The sequence below is a fragment of the Pseudomonas floridensis genome (assembly GCF_002087235.1).
GTDB lineage: Bacteria > Pseudomonadota > Gammaproteobacteria > Pseudomonadales > Pseudomonadaceae > Aquipseudomonas > Aquipseudomonas floridensis.
In genome coordinates, this window is record NZ_MUIO01000042.1 from 1 (window position 1) to 15,759 (window position 15,759).

16 protein-coding genes are annotated in these 15,759 nt (G+C 58.3%); 10 read left to right on the forward strand and 6 right to left on the reverse strand.

Annotated elements, in window-relative coordinates; all coding sequences use genetic code 11:
• Positions 1 to 501 precede the first annotated feature (501 nt).
• Positions 502 to 1,722 (reverse strand): CaiB/BaiF CoA transferase family protein, encoded by a 1,221-nt coding sequence (locus tag BZK31_RS12380; protein ID WP_083183099.1) that lies wholly within the window; start codon positions 1,720 to 1,722, stop codon positions 502 to 504.
• 12 nt (positions 1,723 to 1,734) lie between these two features.
• A complete protein-coding gene (locus BZK31_RS12385) occupies positions 1,735 to 2,916 on the reverse strand; it encodes an acyl-CoA dehydrogenase (protein ID WP_083183101.1) in 1,182 nt (393 codons plus the stop codon).
• A 155-nt stretch (positions 2,917 to 3,071) separates the two neighbouring features.
• Between BZK31_RS12385 and BZK31_RS12390 the strand changes: the two genes are divergently transcribed.
• From BZK31_RS12390 to BZK31_RS12435, 10 genes are all read left to right on the forward strand, one after another.
• On the forward strand, positions 3,072 to 3,980 hold the full coding sequence (locus BZK31_RS12390; protein WP_083183103.1) for a LysR family transcriptional regulator: 909 nt from the start codon (positions 3,072 to 3,074) through the stop codon (positions 3,978 to 3,980).
• A 425-nt stretch (positions 3,981 to 4,405) separates the two neighbouring features.
• Positions 4,406 to 5,527, forward strand: a complete 1,122-nt coding sequence (locus tag BZK31_RS12395) for a Re/Si-specific NAD(P)(+) transhydrogenase subunit alpha (RefSeq protein ID WP_083183104.1) — start codon at positions 4,406 to 4,408, stop codon at positions 5,525 to 5,527.
• 10 nt (positions 5,528 to 5,537) lie between these two features.
• Positions 5,538 to 5,861 carry an NAD(P) transhydrogenase subunit alpha part 2 gene (locus BZK31_RS12400; RefSeq protein ID WP_004881581.1) on the forward strand — a complete coding sequence of 108 codons (324 nt, stop codon included), beginning with the start codon at positions 5,538 to 5,540 and terminating at the stop codon, positions 5,859 to 5,861.
• A complete protein-coding gene (locus BZK31_RS12405) occupies positions 5,858 to 7,312 on the forward strand; it encodes an NAD(P)(+) transhydrogenase (Re/Si-specific) subunit beta (protein WP_083183106.1) in 1,455 nt (484 codons plus the stop codon). Before BZK31_RS12400 ends, BZK31_RS12405 begins: the two co-directional genes overlap by 4 nt.
• A 178-nt stretch (positions 7,313 to 7,490) precedes the next feature.
• Positions 7,491 to 8,984: an acetyl-CoA hydrolase/transferase family protein gene (locus BZK31_RS12410; RefSeq protein ID WP_083183108.1), complete on the forward strand. Its 1,494-nt coding sequence runs from the start codon at positions 7,491 to 7,493 to the stop codon at positions 8,982 to 8,984.
• A 319-nt stretch (positions 8,985 to 9,303) separates the two neighbouring features.
• Positions 9,304 to 9,519, forward strand: a complete 216-nt coding sequence (locus BZK31_RS12415; protein ID WP_083183110.1) for a DUF1127 domain-containing protein — start codon at positions 9,304 to 9,306, stop codon at positions 9,517 to 9,519.
• Between the two features lie 316 nt (positions 9,520 to 9,835).
• Positions 9,836 to 10,156: a DUF2388 domain-containing protein gene (locus BZK31_RS12420; RefSeq protein ID WP_083183112.1), complete on the forward strand. Its 321-nt coding sequence runs from the start codon at positions 9,836 to 9,838 to the stop codon at positions 10,154 to 10,156.
• Between the two features lie 91 nt (positions 10,157 to 10,247).
• The gene (locus BZK31_RS12425) at positions 10,248 to 10,553 is read left to right on the forward strand and encodes a DUF2388 domain-containing protein (RefSeq protein WP_083183114.1); all 306 of its coding nucleotides are present in this window, start codon (positions 10,248 to 10,250) and stop codon (positions 10,551 to 10,553) included.
• A 39-nt stretch (positions 10,554 to 10,592) separates the two neighbouring features.
• A complete protein-coding gene (locus BZK31_RS12430; RefSeq protein WP_083183117.1) occupies positions 10,593 to 10,913 on the forward strand; it encodes a DUF2388 domain-containing protein in 321 nt (106 codons plus the stop codon).
• Positions 10,910 to 12,871, forward strand: a complete 1,962-nt coding sequence (locus tag BZK31_RS12435; protein ID WP_083183118.1) for a DUF7844 domain-containing protein — start codon at positions 10,910 to 10,912, stop codon at positions 12,869 to 12,871. The genes BZK31_RS12430 and BZK31_RS12435 overlap by 4 nt, the downstream gene beginning before the upstream one ends.
• On the opposite strand, the gene BZK31_RS12440 is transcribed toward BZK31_RS12435, so the two are convergent.
• The 4 genes from BZK31_RS12440 to BZK31_RS12455 all read right to left on the reverse strand — a co-directional run bounded on the left by BZK31_RS12440 (position 12,872) and on the right by BZK31_RS12455 (position 15,738).
• Complete coding sequence (locus tag BZK31_RS12440; RefSeq protein ID WP_083183120.1) at positions 12,872 to 13,249, reverse strand: helicase; 378 nt, start codon at positions 13,247 to 13,249, stop codon at positions 12,872 to 12,874.
• 167 nt (positions 13,250 to 13,416) lie between these two features.
• Complete coding sequence (locus BZK31_RS12445) at positions 13,417 to 13,857, reverse strand: hypothetical protein (RefSeq protein ID WP_083183122.1); 441 nt, start codon at positions 13,855 to 13,857, stop codon at positions 13,417 to 13,419.
• A 268-nt stretch (positions 13,858 to 14,125) separates the two neighbouring features.
• The gene (locus BZK31_RS12450; RefSeq protein ID WP_025262535.1) at positions 14,126 to 14,401 is read right to left on the reverse strand and encodes an HU family DNA-binding protein; all 276 of its coding nucleotides are present in this window, start codon (positions 14,399 to 14,401) and stop codon (positions 14,126 to 14,128) included.
• Between the two features lie 188 nt (positions 14,402 to 14,589).
• Positions 14,590 to 15,738, reverse strand: coding sequence for an NAD(P)/FAD-dependent oxidoreductase (locus BZK31_RS12455; protein WP_083183124.1), 1,149 nt, complete (start codon positions 15,736 to 15,738; stop codon positions 14,590 to 14,592).
• Positions 15,739 to 15,759: the final 21 nt, after the last annotated feature.

Consider the following 15,759-nt stretch of genomic DNA (forward strand, 5'->3'; position numbering starts at 1 on the left):
GTTGCTGATAATCTGTTGACTTCAGTCTGACACCACAAGCACCCACACGAATTGCTTGATTCAGTTGTTAAAGAGCGGTGGGTTGAGCCTTTCGTCTCAACCGAGGCGCGCATTCTACAGCGCCCTGTGTATCTGTCAAGCGATTATTTTCTGAAGTTTTTCAAGTTTCCTGATCAACTTCAATCACTTGCGCTGCGGCCAACTCTGCGTTGCTCGTCAGCGGGAGGCGAATTCTACAGCGTTACAACCGCGTGTCAAACTCTTTTTTCTCACCGCTGTCGATTCCAACAAAACCGACCGACTTCCTCGCTGACCGACCCGACCAAACCCTTGTAACTCATTGAATCGCAAGGCTTTTTCGTTTCCGTCTGCGCCGGAAGTGGGGCGAATTATAGACACCTCACCGGGCGCGTCAACCGTTATTTTCAAATAAGCAGAAATTAGTGAATCCGGGCCTTATAGCTATATAGAGGAGAGCTTTAGCGGTGGCTTCTTATATAGCTACAGCACGCCGGCGTTTCGCAAAGCGCTGACATCATCACTGCTCATACCCAGAAGCGTCTGCAGAACCTCAGCAGTGTGCTCCCCCAATAAAGGAGGTGCGCGCCGGTATTCCACCGGCGTCTCGGACAATCGGATAGGGCTTGCCACCTGAGCGACACGCCCGCCCAACGCATGCGGCAGCTCGACAGCCAGGCCGCGAGCCAATACTTGCGGATCGGCAAACACCTGCGCCAGGTCATTGACCGGCCCGCAAGGCACGCCTGCCGCCTCCAATTCGTCGACCCATTGAGCCGTTGTCTTAAATACCGTCGCCTGACGAATCAGCGGGATCAACTCGGCACGGTTGGCCACCCGCAGCTTATTGGTCAGGAACCGAGGATCACTTGCCCACTGCGGCTGCCCTGCCACTTCGGCAAACTTTCGGAACTGACTGTCATTGCCTACCGTGAGAATGAAATCCCCATCGGCGGTAGGAAAGTCCTGATAAGGGACGATGTTGGGATGAGCATTGCCCAGGCGCTTGGGCGCCACGCCCGTTGTAAGGTAGTTCATCGCCTGATTGGCCAGACAGGCAACCTGCACATCCAGTAGCGCCATATCGATGTACTGCCCCACGCCGCTTTGATCACGATGGGCCAGCGCAGCAAGAATGGCCGTAGTCGAATACAACCCGGTCAGAATGTCGGTCAACGCTACACCGACTTTCACCGGTCCAGCGCCCTCGTCGCCATCGGGCCGACCTGTCAGGCTCATCAATCCGCCCAGCCCCTGGATCATGAAGTCGTAACCCGCTCGCCTTGCGTAGGGCCCCGTCTGACCGAATCCGGTAATGGAGCAGTAGATCAGCCGGGGATTGGCGGACTTGAGTGCCTCGTAATCCAGACCATAAGCCGCCAGCCCGCCGACCTTGAAGTTCTCGATGACGATATCGGACTTGGCCACCAGTTCTCGTACCAGCTTCTGCCCTTCAGGACGCGTGAAGTCGATGGTGACCGATTGCTTGTTGCGATTGGCAGACAGGTAATACGCTGCCTCGGTCGTGTTTTCTCCAGCAAGGTCGCGAAGGAACGGCGGCCCCCACGAACGGGTGTCATCACCACACACCGGGCGCTCGACCTTGATGACGTCCGCACCAAGATCGGCAAGGATCTGCCCCGCCCACGGACCGGCCAGTACACGCGACAAATCCAGCACCCGAATATGAGAAAGCGCGCCCATGTTCCGCCCTCCTTAATAGAAGGCCTGAATGCCGGTCTGCGCACGCCCGAGAATCAGTGCATGCACGTCATGCGTTCCTTCGTAAGTGTTCACCACTTCCAGATTGACCAGATGGCGAGCGATGCCGAATTCATCGGAGATTCCGTTACCGCCGAGCATGTCCCGCGCCATGCGTGCGATATCCAGAGACTTGCCGCACGAATTGCGCTTCATGATCGAGGTGATTTCCACAGCTGCAGTGCCTTCATCCTTCATGCGCCCCAGACGCAGGCAACCTTGCAGTGCCAGAGTAATCTCGGTCTGCATATCGGCGAGCTTTTTCTGGATCAATTGATTGGCCGCCAAAGGCCGACCGAATTGCTGACGATCCAGCGTGTACTGACGAGCCGTGTGCCAGCAGAACTCGGCGGCTCCGAGCGCACCCCAGGAAATCCCGTAGCGTGCCGAGTTCAGGCAGGTGAACGGCCCTTTCAGCCCGCGCACATCGGGGAAGATGTTCTCTTCAGGCACAAACACGTTATCCATGACGATCTCGCCGGTGATGGACGCACGCAGTCCGACCTTGCCGTGAATCGCCGGAGCGCTCAGCCCTGCCCACCCCTTCTCCAGAACGAAGCCTCGAATGTCACCGGCATCATCCTTGGCCCACACTACAAATACGTCGGCGATCGGGCTGTTGGTAATCCACATCTTGCTGCCGGTCAGGCGATAACCACCTTCTACTCGCTTGGCACGGGTGATCATGGCGCCAGGATCGGAACCGTGATTGGGCTCGGTCAGGCCGAAACAGCCAATCCATTCACCAGAAGCCAGTTTGGGCAGGTACTTCTCCTTCTGGGCCTGAGTGCCGAATTCATTGATGGGCACCATGACCAGCGACGATTGCACACTCATCATCGAGCGGTAACCAGAGTCGATACGCTCAACCTCCCGCGCGATAAGGCCATAGCAAACGTAATTCAGGCCGCTGCCACCAAATGCCTCCGGAATCGTGGCACCCAACAACCCCATCTCACCCATCTCGCGGAAAATGGCCGGATCGGTTTGTTCGTGACGAAAGGCTTCGAGTACGCGCGGGGCAAGCTTGCTTTGGGCGAACTGCTCGGCGCTGTCACGAACCATGCGCTCTTCTTCTGTGAGTTGCTGATCCAGCAAAAGAGGATCGATCCAGTTGAAACTCGCCTTGCCGCTCATAACTCGCCCTCACGTATACCTGAATGTTGTGCCGTTGATCCTAGACTCGGATCGACCCACCGACAAACGAGGAATCCTCAAGCTGTTGTGCTAATTTCTCACTCCGTAATGCGATATCCGGCCGATTAAAGCCACAATCAGTGAGGACACGGTACATGAGGCGCAAAATCCCTGGCACGACCGCTCTGATCAGCTTCGAATCGGCCGCCCGCCATGAGAGCTTCACCAAAGCCGCGCAGGAACTGTCACTGACCCAAGGCGCGGTATGCCGACAGATCGGTGGCCTGGAAGCGTTTCTGGGCGTGGAGCTTTTCCGACGCTCAAGACGTGGAGTCAAGCTGACAGAAGCCGGGCTTTCCTACAGCCGTCGCGTTGCCCTGCAACTGGATGCAGTAGAACGCGATACCCTTTCGATCATGGGTCAACAAGGCGTGAACGTGATTGAGCTGGCCGTCGTGCCGACGTTCGGTACGCAATGGTTGCTGCCTCGCCTGAAGGATTTCCAGCACAAGCACCCCGAGGTCACGGTGAATCTCACCAACCGCACGCGACCGTTTCTTTTCGCCGATACCGATTTCGATGCCGCCATCTACTTCGGTGATGCCGAGTGGTCCGGCACTCAGGCCCATCGACTGATGAGCGAGAATTCCATGCCGGTGTGCAGCCCTTCTTTCATGGACGGTCGTGAGATCCTTGCTGCGGACGAACTGGCACAGCTGCCGCTGCTCCAGCAAACCACCCGCCCTTACGCGTGGCGGCAGTGGTTCAATGCCCAAAGCCTGAACGTGGCGCGCGACATGACGGGGCCTCGGTACGAGCTGTTCTCGATGCTGGCGCAGGCTGCGATGCATGACATGGGCATCGCGCTCATTCCGCCCTTTCTGATTCAGCGTGAACTGCATGAAAAGCGCCTGGTGATTGCCAACGCCCATTCGTTACCAGGAGACAAGGCTTATCACCTGATGATTCCGGAGCGAAAAATCGAATCAGCTTCGCTGCGCGCTTTTCGCGACTGGCTCATCGAGCAAGCAAATGGCTACAGGCTGCCTACCGCAAGGCCTTGAGCCACGCGCCTAAAAAGTAGTCTAGGCTGCGTATTACCTACAGATGTAAGCTTATGTCGCTTAAAACGAAACTTGCCATGTTCGATGAAATTCGCCTGAAGGCCTTTATCCATGGGACTTTTAGGGTTTTATGCACCTGACACACGATGTCGGCTCAAAAATCCGGATCCCCTTGTTTTCCACAGGGATTTCGCCAAGAGCACCGTATTCATTGGTCTTAACTGAAAAACTGCGACATTAGGTCACAGGATGACTTGTAGTTAATTTTCAGTCTCGTTACAGAATCTATTGAAGCCCCTCGGCTTCGCCTGCAAAATGCGGCGCTCCCTGTATTCAGGGCGCGTGCTGATCGGCCATCCCAGTTGCACCAGCCGTAGTGCACTGGCCTATTTACGAACGATAAAGATCGCGCAGGAGATTCTGTCGTGCACATTGGTGTTCCTCTCGAAACCCAGTCAGGTGAAAGCCGGGTAGCTGCCACCCCGGAAACCATCAAGAAGCTGATCAGCCAAGGGCACAGGGTCACGGTGCAAAGCGGGGCGGGCATTCATGCCAGCGTTCCGGACAGTGCCTATGAAGCCGCAGGCGCCAGCATCGGCGGAGCAAGCGATACGTTCGCGAGCGAGCTGATCCTCAAAGTCGTCGCCCCCGACGTCAACGAGCTCTCGCTGATAAAGAGCGGCACAGTCGTGATCGGGATGCTCAACCCTTTCAACAGCGAGAACATCGCCAGAATGGCCGAGCGCGGTATTACCGCCTTTGCGCTTGAGGCAGCTCCGCGCACCTCACGGGCGCAAAGTCTCGATGTGCTGTCCTCGCAAGCCAACATCGCCGGTTACAAGGCAGTTCTGCTTGCCGCTCATCATTACCCGCGCTTCATGCCGATGCTGATGACAGCCGCCGGCACGGTCAAAGCTGCGCGCGTACTGATTCTCGGGGCTGGCGTTGCCGGACTGCAGGCCATTGCCACGGCCAAACGACTGGGCGCGGTGGTTGAAGCGTCCGACGTGCGTCCGGCGGTCAAGGAGCAGATCGAGTCGCTGGGCGCCAAATTCATCGATGTTCCCTACGAGACCGATGAGGAGCGCGAATGCGCCGAAGGTGTCGGCGGCTATGCGCGCCCCATGCCTGCCAGCTGGATGCAGCGGCAGGCCGTGGCGGTGCATGAGCGCGCCAGACTGGCGGATATCGTGATCACCACCGCGCTGATCCCAGGCCGCAAGGCACCGGTGCTGCTCAGCGCCGAGACCGTGGCACAGATGAAACCCGGCTCGGTGGTCATCGACCTCGCGGCCGCGCAAGGTGGCAACTGCCCACTCACCGCGGCCGATCAGGTGACGGTCGAGCATGGCGTGACCATCGTCGGCCACACCAATCTGCCCGCACTGGTTGCAGCCGATGCCTCGGCACTCTATGCCCGCAACCTGCTGGACTTCATGAAACTGCTGTTCGACAAGGACGGCACTTTCTCGATCAACCTCGAAGACGACATCGTCGCCGCGTGCCTGATGTGCCGCGACGGCAACGTCATCCGCAAGAACGGCTGAGGAAACACCAATGGAAGAGTTGATCTCCCCCGGCATCTACAACCTGATCATTTTCGTGCTGGCCATCTATGTTGGCTACCACGTGGTGTGGAACGTGACACCCGCGCTGCACACACCCTTGATGGCCGTTACCAACGCCATCTCCGCCATCGTGATCGTAGGCGCGATGCTGGCCGCGGCCCTGACTGTCACGCCGCTGGGTAAAACCATGGGCACGCTGGCCGTAGCACTGGCAGCCGTCAACGTGTTCGGCGGGTTTCTCGTCACCCGACGCATGCTGGAAATGTTCAAGAAGAAAGCGCCCAAGGCAAAGGATGAGGTGCAGAAACCATGAGCATGAACCTGGTTACCCTGCTGTATCTGATCGCTTCGATCTGCTTCATTCAAGCGCTCAAAGGGCTTTCCCATCCCACCACATCGCGTCGCGGCAACCTGTTCGGCATGCTCGGCATGGGGCTGGCCATCATCACCACGATCGGCCTGGTGTTCAAACTGGCAGCGCTGTCGACGGCTGAAGGCACCAGCGCAGGCATTGGCTACATCGTGGTCGGCCTGCTGATCGGCGGTACGGCTGGCTCGATGATGGCCAAGCGCGTCGAGATGACCAAGATGCCGGAGCTGGTGGCCTTCATGCACAGCATGATCGGTCTGGCTGCGGTCTTCATTGCCATTGCAGCGGTGGTGGAGCCGCAGTCGCTGGGCATCGTTGCTCATCTAGGCGACGCCATTCCGGCAGGCAATCGTCTGGAGCTGTTCCTGGGCGCAGCGATTGGTGCGATCACTTTTTCAGGCTCGGTCATTGCGTTCGGCAAACTCTCGGGCAAATACAAATTCCGTCTGTTTCAGGGCGCGCCGGTACAGTTCGCCGGGCAGCACAAGCTGAACCTGATTCTGGGTCTGGCCACACTGTTCTTCGGCCTGACCTTCATGTTCACCGGCAGCCTTGCGGCCTTCGCCATCATGCTTGCGCTGGCTTTCGTGATCGGTGTGCTGCTGATCATTCCGATCGGCGGGGCCGATATGCCTGTCGTGGTGTCGATGCTCAACAGCTATTCAGGCTGGGCGGCGGCAGGTATCGGCTTCTCGCTGAACAACTCGATGCTGATCATCGCCGGTTCGCTGGTCGGCTCTTCCGGCGCGATCCTGTCGTACATCATGTGCAAAGCCATGAACCGCTCGTTCTTCAACGTGATTGGCGGTGGCTTTGGCGGTGCGACCGATACAGCCGGTCCTGCAGGCGCCAAGGAAGCACGCCCGGTCAAGTCTGGCTCTGCCGACGATGCGACGTTCCTGCTGACCAACGCCGACACTGTGATCATCGTACCGGGTTACGGTCTGGCGGTAGCCCGAGCGCAGCATGCGCTCAAGGAGCTGACGGAAAAGCTGGTGCACCATGGCGTGACCGTGAAGTACGCCATCCACCCGGTGGCAGGACGGATGCCCGGTCATATGAACGTACTGCTGGCCGAAGCCGAAGTGCCTTACGACCAGGTGTTCGAGATGGACGACATCAACTCCGAGTTCGGCCAGGCAGACGTCGTGCTGGTGCTCGGTGCCAACGATGTGGTCAATCCGGCAGCCAAGAACGATCCTAAATCGCCGATCGCCGGGATGCCGATTCTCGAAGCGTTCAAGGCCAAGACCGTCATCGTCAACAAGCGCTCCATGGCCAGTGGCTATGCGGGCCTGGATAACGAACTGTTCTATCTGGATAAAACCATGATGGTGTTCGGAGACGCCAAAAAGGTGATCGAGGACATGGTGAAGGCGGTCGATAACGCCTAGCCTGACCTGCCTCAGCACAGCCCCGCTCGCGCTGCGACCGGGGCTTTTTGCATTTCGCGTAACAGTGTTTTGCACCGAGACCCGCTAATTAGAGCCCTCCAATGCGACCATGGTAGCGGGACGAACACAGTCCGACTCTCTAGACTTGTCGCTCGTCTCAACCTCCGAGAAAGAATCCATGTACCGTGACCGTATCCGCCTGCCCTCCCTGATGAGCAAGGTAATGAGCGCCGCCGACGCCGCCGCCCTGATCGAAGATGGCATGACCGTCGGCATGAGTGGTTTCACCCGTGCAGGTGAAGCCAAAGCCGTTCCCCATGCACTGGCTGAACGAGCGAAGCTCACGCCGCTCAAGATCAGCCTGATGACCGGGGCCAGCCTGGGCAACGACCTGGACAAGCAACTGACCGAATCCGGCGTGCTTTCCAGGCGCATGCCGTTTCAGGTCGACAGCACACTACGTCGCGCCATCAACGACGGCACGGTCATGTTCATCGATCAACATTTGTCCGATACCGTCGAGCAATTGCGTAACCGACAGATCAAGGCCGTGGACCTGGCCGTCATCGAGTGCGTTGCCATCACCGAGGAAGGCCATCTGGTGTTGAGCACATCGGTGGGCAACTCGGCCAGCTTTGCCATCCTCGCCAAACAGGTGATCGTCGAAATCAACCTGGCCCAGCCGCTGGAGCTGGAAGGACTGCACGACGTTTACATTCCCAGCTATCGCCCCACACGCCTGCCGATTCCGGTGCTGGAAGCCGATTCGCGTATCGGCAGTCACGCGGTGAAAATCGACCCGGCCAAGATTGTCGGCATCGTCATCAGCAATCAGCCCGACTCGCCGTCAACGGTACTGCCGCCGGATGTGGAAACCCAGGCCATTGCTCAGCATCTGGTGGAGTTCTTCAAGCAGGAAGTGCGCGAAGAACGACTCACCAACACCTTGATGCCGCTGCAGGCAGGTATCGGCACCATCGCCAACGCGGTGATGCACGGTCTGCTGGACTCCCCCTTCCATGACATGACCATGTATTCCGAGGTCTTGCAGGACTCTACCTTCGATCTGTTCGACGCCGGCAAGCTGAGCTTCGCTTCGGGCAGTTCCATGACGCTGTCGGCATCCAAACATGCTCAGGTGTTCGCCGACCTCGACCGTTACAAATCCAGGCTGGTGCTGCGCCCGCAGGAAATATCCAATCATCCGGAAGTCATTCGCCGGCTGGGCATCATCGGGATCAACACCGCACTGGAGTTCGATCTGTACGGCAACGTCAACTCGACCCATGTGTGCGGCACACGAATGATGAACGGGATCGGTGGCTCGGGAGACTTTTCGCGCAACGCTCATCTGGCCATCTTCGTAACCAAATCGATCGCCAAAGGTGGCTCGATTTCCAGCGTCGTGCCGATGGTGAGTCATGTCGATCACACCGAGCACGACGTCGACATTCTGGTGACCGAGCAGGGCCTGGCGGATCTTCGTGGCCTGGCGCCGAGAGAGCGTGCGCGAGTGATCATCGACAACTGTGTCCATCCGGATTATCAGGAAGCACTGAACACCTACTTCGACGCCGCTTGCGAGAAAGGCGGACATACACCTCATCTCCTGCGCGAAGCTCTGAGTTGGCACATTAATATGGAGGAAACCGGTCGAATGCTGCCGATCTGAATAGGACAGTTAACAGTGAGCAAGGCACTTTCTTGCCTACTGTCGCCAAGCAAACCCTTTACTTGAAAAAACTGTACTGCTGTACCGGTCATAAAAGCGTCTTGAAAGGTGAAAACCATCGACTCACCGCCCGAAATGCACCATTAAGGTGCTGACCGGTACAGTTGCCCCAATAACGAACAAAACAGTGCCTATAAACAGTTAACTGAACCCTCACAATACAAATGAACTGTGTCTGTAGGGGCTGGCCAATCGAGAGGAGAATGGGCACCAGTCAAGCAACTCACTTATCCCGCCACAAGCGGAAGGAAGTCACACCATGGAACGTACAATCAGTTCCGATCTGTTCAGCGAAAGCACCGCCACCACCGCAAAAGCTTCTTTGCCTCTGCGCATGTTCGCCAACCTGATGCTCTGGCAGCGTCGCCTTTCCAGCCGCCATCAACTGGCTCGCCTTGACGCACGTTTGCTGGCCGATGCAGGTATCAGCGAAGCCCAGCGTTACGAAGAGCTGAGCAAGCCGTTCTGGCGCTAATTGCGCGCCCGCTGGCCCCAGACTGCTGAAGTCCCCGCCAGCAACCCGAATTGCTTCATACAAGACCCGACTCAGGAGACTGAATCGGGTTTTGTCATTTCTGCGAGACAGATCTGGACGCTGAACAAGTACAGTTTAAATGTTACAGAGAATGGCAAGTACAGTTACCATTTCATGTACACCGTGCAGCGCTTCGGTACCTTATCGCAATAGCAAGCCGGTCAGCGCTGATATAGGCTGGGCGCCAGACCGGCCTCGCAGACAGCCTGTGCCAACCGCAACTTCAGCTACCACCCTACTCTGACGGAATTCGACCATGTCTCTGCTACGTACCTTTGGTGCAGCCGTTCTGCTGACCGCCGCTGCCGCAAGCGCCCAGGCTTCCAGCTTCATCGTAACCACCGACACAGTGGTCGGCGCTGTGGCGGCTTCCACCGATGCCACGTCGGATGTCTCCTCCTCGTTCAAGGACGACAAGATCGTCCGCGCAGCACGTGACGATGCCGCCAGCTTCGTGGCCAGTGCGGGCGATATCCGTGGCGCTCAACTTGAGGGCGCGCTCCAGCACATTCGCCAGCAGATGCCTGAGCTGCATGCCACCGACACCCAACTGGCTCAAGCCATTCTGGCGATCTGATGAGCAACGCCCCGGCAGCGGGCAGGCCGGGGTAGCTCTGGCTAGAGCATTGCGCTAGCCTTGACGCCTGTTTTGCCGGTTCGTGAAAGCCATGCGTTCATTGCACTCTTTTCTGATTGTTCTCCTCACCAGTCTGATCTGGACCAACCCGGCTCATGCGTTCGATAGCACCACGCAAGGCCTGGTGAAGACCGGGTATGCGACCAGTCAGGTCAGCAGTTCGCCGTTCGATAACAAGCTGGTCATGGCGGCCCGGGACGATGCCGCGGTATTTGTCGCCACGGAAGGTCAGATCCGGGGTGCCCGGCTCGAGTCAGCGTTGCGCATTTTGCGCCAGTCCCACGTAAAACTTCGTGCCAGCGACCTTGAACTGGCGCAGGCAATCCTCGTCCAATAGCCACTTTGCCCCCTCTGCGTAACTGGAGACGTTATTAAAATGCGTACGCCGCTGATTGCTGTTTCTCTTGGCCTGCTGTTGATGGCCGACCTTGCCCAGGCCCAGACCGTTGTCGCAACGAGCAACATCATTGTCCGTGCGTTCGGTCGCTCCATCGACTTCACTTCTGACACCACCACATCGATTCGCGACTCCAAGGTCGTGATTCAGGCCAAGGACGATGCCGCCAGCTACGTTGCCAGCGGTGGCGATATTCATGGCGCGCAACTCGATGCCGCCTTCGATACGCTGCGCACCCGCCTGCCGGAAGCACGCAATGCCAGCGACCAGACGCTGGCTGAAGCAATCCTCGCATTGTGAGGCGCCTTGGCGTCTGGCTGCTTGCTGGCGCGTTGTCGCTGGTCGGGACATATGCTTCAGCCAGCCTGAAGCTTGAACTGCAGACCGACGGCCTCGATGCAGTCCAACGGCAGGCCAGCCAGACGCTGATCGATGAAGCCATGCGTGCTCTGCCGCCACGTTTCATTGAATCGCTGGATCGCCGCGTCGCCGTGAGCTGGTCCAGCGACATGCCGCAAAACGCCTATGGCCAGGCCGCCGGGCCTTATCAGTTGTATCTCAACACCCACCTGCTGGCTTCGTTGACCGACGGCACTGCCGCAACCACGCAGACCGGTCGCCCGCATGGCACCGTGCGCCGGGAGATGCTCGCCACGGTTCTGCATGAACTGACGCACATTTATGACCGCGCCCGCCTGTGGTCCGACGCCGAACGAGCCACCCTCGTGCGTTGTTCGCGCCGTAACAGCTCGCTGGGCAATATCGGGCTGCCCGACGATTGTCGGGGTCAGACCGAACGCCGCTTTACCCTGAGCGATGACCCTCGCCTGCTGGACCTTGCCGGCTGGCCTCAGTACGTAGGGCGACGTGGCGAACGAGAAGAACACAATGGCCAGGTGGCACGCAGTCCGGACATCTACGAAACCACCAGCCCGCTCGAATTCGTCGCCGTAAATATGGAATATTTCCTGCTCGACCCGGCCTATGCCTGTCGTCGCCCAGCGTTATATGCCTATTACAAAGAACGTTTCGGCTGGGCACCTGCTGCAAAGGACACCTGCCCGACCTTTTACCCGTACCTGAACGCCGGCAGCGATTTCGGTCGCGAACCGCTGGGCAAGCTGGATCCGGAGCGGGTCTACGCGGTCGATTACCTGCTGGCCGAGGCTAACCAGAACTGGGTGAGCCGCTGGGGGCACAGCATGCTGCGTCTGGTGATCTGCAAGCCAGGCCGTCCTCGTGGCCCGGATTGCCGTCTCGATCTGGACCAGCATCTGGTCCTGTCCTACCGAGCATTTGTCGGCGACGTGCAACTGTCCAGTTGGGATGGCCTGATGGGCGCCTACCCGTCGCGACTGTTCGTACTGCCGCTGGCGCAGGTGATCGACGAATACACCAAGACTGAATTGCGCAGCCTGGCGTCGGTGCCGATCAAGCTGTCGCGTCCTGAAATCGAAGGACTGGTTCAGCACGCCGCCGAAATGCACTGGAGCTACGACGGCAACTACTACTTCCTGTCGAACAATTGCGCGGTTGAAAACCTCAAGCTGCTGCGCAGCGGTACGCACAACCCGAAGCTGGTCGGTCTGGACAGCATCTTGCCCAACGGCCTGCTGGAAGTGCTCAAGGGACGCGGTCTCGCCGACACCAGCGTGCTGGATGACCCAAAGGAAGCGTTGCGCCTGGGTTACCGGTTCGATTCTTATCGCGACCGCTATCAAGCGATGTTCGAGGTGCTGAAAAAGCACCTGCCGATCAAACAGACCACAGTGGAAGACTGGATGAGCCTGCCGGCCAGCGAGCGCAGCCAGTGGTTCGACAAAGCCGACCTGCGCACCAGCGCCGCCATTTTGTTGCTGGAACAGGCCAGCCTGCGCCGCCAGTTGCTATTGGCACAGGATGAGGTGAAGCAGAGTTATCTGGGTGCCCGTGAACAGAAGGACGGGCGCGTTTCGAAAGCGACTGGCACGTTACAGGAATTGCTCGCCAGCAGCGGATTTCTCAGCCGCCCCGCCGAGTTGCTAGGCAGCAGAGGTTACGGTCTGCCGCAGACAGCCGAGTGGCAAATGCTTGAAAGCGAAAGCAGCCAGCGCCAGAAGCAACTCAAGCGCCTGACGGGTGATCTGGATAAGGAAGTGCGCGCCTTGCTGGACCCCGAGCGCGCCAGGGAGATCGCCGCGAACGAAGCCAACCTCAAGCAGATGGGCGATCACCTACGCGTTCTTCACAAGGCGTCGGGTGGACTGCAACTGCCTTGATCAGTGGCTTTTCTTCTTGGGCTTGAGGTACTTGGTCAGGCCCTGGAACCAGATCACCAGAGCCGGATTGCCCTTGATCTGAATGTCCTTGTCCTGGATGCCCTTCATGAATGCCAGTTGTTTGTTCTTGGCCTGGAGAGTCTCGAAACCGAACGCGGCGTCACGAAATGAAATGGCAAAGGCAGGCTCGGCGACCAGACCCTTGAGGCTGCTGATACGCTGATCGCGGACGATAAAATGACGAGCCACCTTTCCATCGGCGGTTTGCAACTGGAAGGTCAGATCCTTGCCCGCCAGTTGTTGCTGGAAAGCAGGATTGCTGCGACTGGCGCGGCCCATCAACAGACCCAGCATCCAGAGTAGAAAGCGAAATTTCATGCAACAGCCTCAGCGATAGTTTGAACCGATCATTTGAATCGGCGCGGGAGTGTAACGGGTTATTCGCTTTGGTTCTGTAGGAAACTTCCTGTTTTCGACGCATATCACTGCAGAGTTCAGAGAGCATGAACGCTGCCCATTTTATGGACAGCGTCTGGACAGGCGGATCAGCGAATGCTGTTGATGCTGCCTTTGTTACCTGTAACTTTCACGCCCACTTGCTTGAAGATGAAGTAGTCCTTGACGCTGACTTCATAACGAGGCGCGACGATCAGGTCGGCACCGGAAGACTTCACAGCCTTGTAAGCTGCTGCAGCCTTGGTGGTGGAGACAGGGTCCGGCAGCGCCAGGCCCAGGCCGCCGCCACTCGTACCGCCGTAGGCCACGCCGTCTGCGAAACGGGTGTCGCCCCCGAAGCTGAGGAAGTTGAACAGAATGTTGGTGGAGGATTCACCGCTGATGACTCCGCCCACTTTGACGTCAGCCTTCAGGTCGGTTTTGACCGAACCTTCCAGCGGTGCCGTCGGCTGACTTACGTTATAGCTCACGCATCCTGCCGTGGTGGCGATCAGGGTTGCGACGGCAGCAGACTTCCATAGCTTGTTCATTTATATCTTCCCAAAGTTGATGTTCAACACCGCAAACCGGAAAGGGCCGCGGGGGCAGGACTTTAAGGGAATGAACAGGAAGAAGAAGTCAGGCAAAACTGGACGTTGAGAAGGTAAATAACCGAAATCAGGTAGGAAGATTCGTACTGCAAACACAACGACAGGGTTCACGACGCTGCCGAGGCTACCCATGAAAAAACGGGCACCCGATACGCTCGGTGTGCCCGTGCTTTGACCGTTCGCCACCCGCCGGGGCGAACCGCCGGTATCAAGGATTTACACTGTCTTTCAACGCTTTTCCCGGTTTGAAGGCAACGGTGTTGCTGGCCTTGATCTTCACCGGCTCACCCGTTTGCGGATTCTTGCCAGTGCGGGCCCCACGGTGACGTTGCAGGAACGTGCCGAAACCCACCAGAGTGACACTGTCCTTGCGGTGCAGTGCGCCGGTGATTTCTTCAAGAATGGCATTGAGAACGCGGTTGGATTGCTCTTTGGTCAGGTCCGCCTTTTCAGCAATGGCGGCTGCAATATCAGGTTTACGCATATGAAGCCTCTTTTACGGTTTTTGTTTTTATGTCCCGCACTGCTTATGGCAAACAGTAACAAGGCGCCGCGACGGCTCTACGTAGCGGCAGACGAGAGCGAGGATGGCACGCCGACGTAAGGCGCGCCAGTACATGAACAACCTTTATGAGTACAAATAAGTGCTCTATCCGACAAAACGACGCGAAATTATGCCAATAACGCAGGTAAAACCTTGTTCAAGGCCAGTTTTTCCATAACGGCGGCACCGGTCAGCGCATAACCCAGCAACTGGCCGTCAGCGTCGTGACACAACGCCTTGATATCCGCGCCCTGGCCTTCGACGCTCCAGGTCCCTTCCATTCCGCGTGGCGGTGGCGAAACCACCAGCGGACAAGCCGGCGTCTTGACGGTAATCGGCATCGGACCGTACTTCACCGCGGTCGGTGTGCCGGCCAGCGTCTGAGCCAGGGCCCGTGCGCAGCTCATCAGCGGCATGACGTAAAGCAGGTTCAGGCCATCGACTTCCGCGCAGTCACCCAAGGCGTGAATGTTCTGGTGAGACGTTTGCAGATAGCGGTCGACCAGCACGCCACGCCCGGTCTGCAATCCGGCGGCGGCGGCCAGTTCGATTCGCGGACGCAGGCCGATGGCGGACACCACCAGGTCGCATTCGATCGTCTGACCATCGGACAACTGCGCCTGCAGCCCCTCAGCGCTGCGTTGCAGACGCGTGAGCACCGGTCCGAGGTGAAACCGTGCACCCAACCCTTCAAGCCCGCTCTGCACTGCGGCCGCAGCAGCGGCTGGCAGCAGGGTCGGCATGACATGCTCGCAAGGCGCGACCAGGTCCACTTCGTAGCCACCCAGCATCAGGTCATTGGCAAACTCGCAGCCGATCAGTCCGGCACCGAGGATCAGTACCCGACGCTTGCCCGCAGCGGCAGCGCGAAAGCGTGCGTAATCCTTGAGGTCATTGATCGGGAACACCGCATCACCGGCGTCGCCTTCGACAGGCACCCGAATCGTCTCGGCCCCCCAGGCCAGGACCAGATCCCGATAGTAGACAGCCTCTTCACCGATCCACAGACGCTTGTGGCCCGGATCGATGCCGCTGATGCGCGTGTGTGTACGTACTTCGGCCTTGAGCTGGTCGGCCATGGCACCCGGCTCGGCCATGCTCAGACCGTCGGCTTCCTTGTTCTTGCCGAATCCGGTAGACAGCATGGGCTTGGAGTAAGACCGGCCGTCATCGGCGGTTATCAACAACAGGGGCGTTTCCCCGTCCAGCTTGCGAAATTCCCGTGCGAGGTTATAGCCCGCAAGGCCAGTGCCGATGATGACGACAGGTGCGCTCATGACGGTTTCCCGAGTCAGGTG

What these genes read in the sequence shown, in the direction of transcription:
- BZK31_RS12380 (WP_083183099.1), bottom strand. Translation starts at nt 1,722, where the DNA reads ATGGGCGCGCTTTCTCATATTCGGGTGCTGGATTTGTCGCGTGTACTG.
- BZK31_RS12385 (WP_083183101.1), bottom strand. Translation starts at nt 2,916, where the DNA reads ATGAGCGGCAAGGCGAGTTTCAACTGGATCGATCCTCTTTTGCTGGAT.
- BZK31_RS12390 (WP_083183103.1), top strand. Translation starts at nt 3,072, where the DNA reads ATGAGGCGCAAAATCCCTGGCACGACCGCTCTGATCAGCTTCGAATCG.
- BZK31_RS12400 (WP_004881581.1), top strand. Translation starts at nt 5,538, where the DNA reads ATGGAAGAGTTGATCTCCCCCGGCATCTACAACCTGATCATTTTCGTG.
- BZK31_RS12405 (WP_083183106.1), top strand. Translation starts at nt 5,858, where the DNA reads ATGAGCATGAACCTGGTTACCCTGCTGTATCTGATCGCTTCGATCTGC.
- BZK31_RS12410 (WP_083183108.1), top strand. Translation starts at nt 7,491, where the DNA reads ATGTACCGTGACCGTATCCGCCTGCCCTCCCTGATGAGCAAGGTAATG.
- BZK31_RS12415 (WP_083183110.1), top strand. Translation starts at nt 9,304, where the DNA reads ATGGAACGTACAATCAGTTCCGATCTGTTCAGCGAAAGCACCGCCACC.
- BZK31_RS12420 (WP_083183112.1), top strand. Translation starts at nt 9,836, where the DNA reads ATGTCTCTGCTACGTACCTTTGGTGCAGCCGTTCTGCTGACCGCCGCT.
- BZK31_RS12425 (WP_083183114.1), top strand. Translation starts at nt 10,248, where the DNA reads ATGCGTTCATTGCACTCTTTTCTGATTGTTCTCCTCACCAGTCTGATC.
- BZK31_RS12430 (WP_083183117.1), top strand. Translation starts at nt 10,593, where the DNA reads ATGCGTACGCCGCTGATTGCTGTTTCTCTTGGCCTGCTGTTGATGGCC.
- BZK31_RS12440 (WP_083183120.1), bottom strand. Translation starts at nt 13,249, where the DNA reads ATGAAATTTCGCTTTCTACTCTGGATGCTGGGTCTGTTGATGGGCCGC.
- BZK31_RS12445 (WP_083183122.1), bottom strand. Translation starts at nt 13,857, where the DNA reads ATGAACAAGCTATGGAAGTCTGCTGCCGTCGCAACCCTGATCGCCACC.
- BZK31_RS12450 (WP_025262535.1), bottom strand. Translation starts at nt 14,401, where the DNA reads ATGCGTAAACCTGATATTGCAGCCGCCATTGCTGAAAAGGCGGACCTG.
- BZK31_RS12455 (WP_083183124.1), bottom strand. Translation starts at nt 15,738, where the DNA reads ATGAGCGCACCTGTCGTCATCATCGGCACTGGCCTTGCGGGCTATAAC.